Origin of the sequence: Lacticaseibacillus chiayiensis (genome assembly GCF_004123795.1) — a bacterium.
Lineage (GTDB): Bacteria > Bacillota > Bacilli > Lactobacillales > Lactobacillaceae > Lacticaseibacillus > Lacticaseibacillus chiayiensis.
In genome coordinates this window covers 1-3893 of sequence record NZ_MSSM01000050.1, presented here as the reverse complement: position 1 = coordinate 3893, position 3893 = coordinate 1, and the positions used below count along the sequence as shown (strand labels likewise).

Below are 3893 nucleotides of genomic sequence, written 5' to 3'. Positions count from 1 at the left end.
ATAAGTTCACCCTGCTACTCATCGTCATGGTAGGCGTATCGGGACGTAGTGACGGTAGCTACTCCGTCACAGACCTTCACGGGTGAAATGTGGCATGCGGGAATCGAACCCGCCTGACTATCTCAGCCAGTCCTCATTGCCACGCCTTGCCACAGCTTTATCATCACTGAGGCTCGGAGGAAAAATGCGGTGTCTCAGGTTTCTCACCTTTGGCACAATACCATCATAAGGCGGAAAAACAGTTGAAATGTCTCACAAAGGTCTCATCTCGATTTCAACCAATGGACAAATCTCGGCGAATGCAATTAGCGCTTCTCGTTTTGTTCGATAATACTGGGCTTTTGATAAAAAAAGCTTGTCCATTATTTGCTTGTCACTATATCGTTTGGTTAAGTAAGAGCTTGTTAGTATAATCCGATGATTCTCTGATTCCAGAGATTCAATGGCACCTTCACAGCACGCTATATAGTACAGCTCGTCAGCGTGCGATACGAGCTTGTCCTCGGCTTTGTTGCCATAGCTAGGTGACTTGGGCATGCCGTCCATCACGGGGCTTCTGAGCGCTATTTTGGTGCGTTGAGCGAGCCGCTTGTGATGCCAGTAGTTCTCCAAGACCTCTTTGGCGTTTTCAATCGTTTTGTCATGATCAATTGGGCTAAAATATCTCGTTGCTCGCACCACTGCGTCCACTCCTTATGGTATGATTGAATTTGTAAAAGTTTTGGGGATAAGCGTGCCGTAATGGTGCGCTTTTTTGATGCCTTAAACGTGCGTTCAACATGTGCGTTTGCTATACTGTCATTGGAGGCCAACTCCTTTTAGAATGATTTCATATACCTACACTATGCGTTATGGCCTCCAGCGCGTCTGGTGAAGGACGCGCTTTTTGTTTACCCAAATGCGGCCTTCCAGAGTACCTTTACAGCCCAGCAGCCAACAAGAATGAAAACCGCTGTCGTGAATGCACAGCCTCATAGATTAATGACTAACTAATCAAAGTTTTCCCAGGTCTCAACCACCAGTTCTTTTAGGCCTGATAAGTTAAGACTTGTTGGCTCTCCCATTAGTGCAATCCCAGCAGTAGCAAATGGAGCAGCAAGAACCCAAGCAATTATAGCAGCGACTACAGCTATCGAACCGATTGCATTTTATTTAACGGTCGGTTCCAAAGTCGGAACTTAATCGGTCTCATTTCGCCGCCTCCATCACATAATCGTGATAATTCAGCCCCAACTCATCTGCGCGTCTTGCTATCTCAACACAGATTGCCTTAATAGCCGACTTGAGGTCTGCATAGGACACGCCATAATAGCTTTTGCTCTGCAAATCAACAATCTTATTGGCCGCTTCTAATCCACGTTCACCGTGGCACATGTAGTGTTCATAGTCATCGAGTGAGACTGCGTTGCGAATCAGAGCATCAATTCTTAACCCAATAGTCTGAACACCACCAGCAGCAGTCATCAGATATTTAATGACGCTGCCAAGACTTTCAATCTTTACATTTCCACGAAATGCACTTAAATGAATTTCTTTGTCAGCAGCAACAGAACCAACAATTGACCGCCACGCTTTAGTTTCAGGAGTCCTGCTCATCTTTCCACCTCCTCGTCATCTTCGTGCGTCAAAATCGCCCGAAGTCGCACAATGGCATATAGCAAACCGGTAGCTATATTAAGATGTGCGGAGTTGTAGACTTCATTGTCGGTATGCGTCAAAGCTAGATGTTGCTCATAGCTAGCTACAATTTCATCACTTACCTTCTGCAGTTGTTCAGTATTTGGGTGACGGACAACCTTAAATCCAGTTCTGTTCTTCTCTTTTGTCATAGCCGCACGACCTCCCCAGTTTCTTCGACCTGCCACGCTTCCAATACCCACGCACGCGCAAATGTATCGTGTCGAGACTGCGACCCTGCTATCCAATGAACCACTTCAATGGGCATAACCTCGTTGATGTTGCCTCCGCGCCCGCTCATTGCTCGCGTGATGAGCAATCCTTGGCGCTTACAGTTTCGCAGCCATTCGCCTACTGCTTCCGGAATCACCGGAAGATCATCTGGCAAGGCAGCGTCATAACGCTCGTTCCAGCCTTCAATTGCTTTGTCATTAACCCCGTAGTCACCAATAACAGTAGTAATGTAATTTTGATGTTGCTCTACTAAATCATCGAACACGTCTTGCTTCGTCTCATTGCTCATCGTCAGTCACCTCCAAAGGCTTAATTGCCTTTACCCATGCTGGTGCGGTCTCTAATTCTTTCTGGGTAACTGTCTGGTGTTTGTATGATGGGTCTGTCTCGAATTCATCTGCCAGCCATCGCCCTTTGTAACAATACGCATATAGCTGAAAATTGTCGTTGTCATCACCCTCTTCCAGTGTTCCGTCCATGGGTAGAAGATACTTCTTCTCTTTTGCCACGGTGTAGCCATTGACGTAAGCCTCCATCAGCAGTTCTTCTTCACCACTAGCTCCTAAACCAGAAATAAAGGTTGCTGGAATGTCACTTACACGCGCTTTTTCAACGATTTCGGCTTGCTCCTTGGTTAGGACTACCTTTTTAGGCTCCTCAACGAGCGCGACAACGTGGCCGCTGTAGACTTTTGCTTTCACTTCAGATTGATCTTTGTTTGGGTGTGCCCATGCTCCTGGCCCGAAAATATGGTCTTGATCTAACCACTCGCCATCATCGTTCTTTACCGCGTACAGTTTTTCTTCGCTCATTTTTCGTCCTCTACTTTCTTGATAATCAGTGGTTCCGGAATATCTACCTTAATGTCATCGCCACGGGTGTTGTGCGATTCCGTGTGCTTGGCCATGTTCTCGTTTATCCATCGGATACACTGAGATTGATACTTGGCTCGATAATACTCGGTTTCTGTGTTTAATCCTGCTACTACGTACATTTGTGTGCCTCTCATTTCGCGCTGACTGACTTCACAGCCTGATCTGAATAGTCCTTGATGCTCTGCGCGTCTTTGATTGCCTGTGATAAGTCATTGTTTGCCTGTTTGGCGGCTTCTAACTGTGATGTAAGGTCGTTGATTGTCTGTTGCTTAGCATCGACCTCAGCCTGTTTCTGGGCAACTGCTTGCTGGCCTTCAACGATCTTTTGCTGAATCTGGGCATCTTTGTTTGCCATGTCGTTTCCATATTGCTGTTTTAGGGCCGCATACTGTGCCTGCGCGTCAGACAACTGATGTTGCAAATCGGACAAGCTAGATTTTGAAGCGTGAATCTTAGCCGTCAGCTTGTCGATATTGTTTTTGGTCTCCACGATGTTCTGGTGACCTTGCCAAACATTGTCGGCAATGGTGGTTGCACCGGCCCCAAACATAAGTCCTGCTAAAACAGTTACTGTAAATGTCAATTTTTTGTTCATGATTTTTTCTCCTTAATCGATCTCTTCTGCTTCAATCTCAACACGTGGTTGATCGCTGTACCATTTGCCAACATGGATCTCGACTATTTGGTTGTCGTCTTCCCACAAAATCCCGGTCAGCGCATCAGACACCGCTTTGTAATAGTTGTCTGTATCCGGCTTAACAGTTGGTCTAATGATGCCGTCCTGTTTTTTCCGCCTAGTAAGCTTGCTACCGGATTTTTGAATACCTCTGTATACTTTTACGTTTATCCTGATAGAACCCGTCAGAGGCTCAATATGGAGCTCCTGACGTGCAATCTGCTTGATGTATTCTTTGTAGCCACGTGATTTGGGAGGATCATACGTACTTACATACTTTCCTCGCCGAGAAAACCTAGGCCTCCCTTGAGCAACCGGTTCACCGGGTATTGTTAGCCTTATCACGCTTGTTTCACGTCCTTCAGATAGTCATTACCGTTGTTACGGATTGGCAGCTTGATTTCAAACTCGCTTGCCACTCGTCTCACGAA

At 46.3% G+C, this 3893-nt stretch carries 8 protein-coding genes; all 8 read right to left on the bottom strand.

What is annotated here, in order from left to right; translation table 11 throughout:
- Positions 1 to 252 precede the first annotated feature (252 nt).
- The 8 genes from BVJ53_RS13920 to BVJ53_RS13885 all read right to left on the bottom strand — a co-directional run bounded on the left by BVJ53_RS13920 (position 253) and on the right by BVJ53_RS13885 (position 3807).
- Positions 253 to 681, bottom strand: a complete 429-nt coding sequence (locus BVJ53_RS13920; RefSeq protein ID WP_129302918.1) for an ArpU family phage packaging/lysis transcriptional regulator — start codon at positions 679 to 681, stop codon at positions 253 to 255.
- Positions 682 to 1188: 507 nt separating this feature from the next.
- On the bottom strand, positions 1189 to 1596 hold the full coding sequence (locus BVJ53_RS13915; protein ID WP_129302917.1) for a hypothetical protein: 408 nt from the start codon (positions 1594 to 1596) through the stop codon (positions 1189 to 1191).
- Positions 1593 to 1829, bottom strand: a complete 237-nt coding sequence (locus BVJ53_RS13910; protein WP_129302916.1) for a hypothetical protein — start codon at positions 1827 to 1829, stop codon at positions 1593 to 1595. The genes BVJ53_RS13915 and BVJ53_RS13910 overlap by 4 nt, the downstream gene beginning before the upstream one ends.
- Positions 1826 to 2200 carry a DUF1642 domain-containing protein gene (locus BVJ53_RS13905; protein ID WP_129302915.1) on the bottom strand — a complete coding sequence of 125 codons (375 nt, stop codon included), beginning with the start codon at positions 2198 to 2200 and terminating at the stop codon, positions 1826 to 1828. The genes BVJ53_RS13910 and BVJ53_RS13905 overlap by 4 nt, the downstream gene beginning before the upstream one ends.
- On the bottom strand, positions 2190 to 2723 hold the full coding sequence (locus BVJ53_RS13900) for a DUF1642 domain-containing protein (RefSeq protein WP_129302914.1): 534 nt from the start codon (positions 2721 to 2723) through the stop codon (positions 2190 to 2192). The genes BVJ53_RS13905 and BVJ53_RS13900 overlap by 11 nt, the downstream gene beginning before the upstream one ends.
- Entirely contained in the window at positions 2720 to 2905 is a 186-nt protein-coding gene (locus BVJ53_RS13895; RefSeq protein ID WP_010489671.1) for a hypothetical protein, read from the bottom strand. The genes BVJ53_RS13900 and BVJ53_RS13895 overlap by 4 nt, the downstream gene beginning before the upstream one ends.
- Positions 2906 to 2916: 11 nt before the next feature.
- Positions 2917 to 3381, bottom strand: coding sequence for a hypothetical protein (locus BVJ53_RS13890; protein WP_014569475.1), 465 nt, complete (start codon positions 3379 to 3381; stop codon positions 2917 to 2919).
- 12 nt (positions 3382 to 3393) lie between these two features.
- Positions 3394 to 3807, bottom strand: coding sequence for a RusA family crossover junction endodeoxyribonuclease (locus BVJ53_RS13885; protein WP_005688526.1), 414 nt, complete (start codon positions 3805 to 3807; stop codon positions 3394 to 3396).
- Positions 3808 to 3893 lie beyond the last annotated feature (86 nt).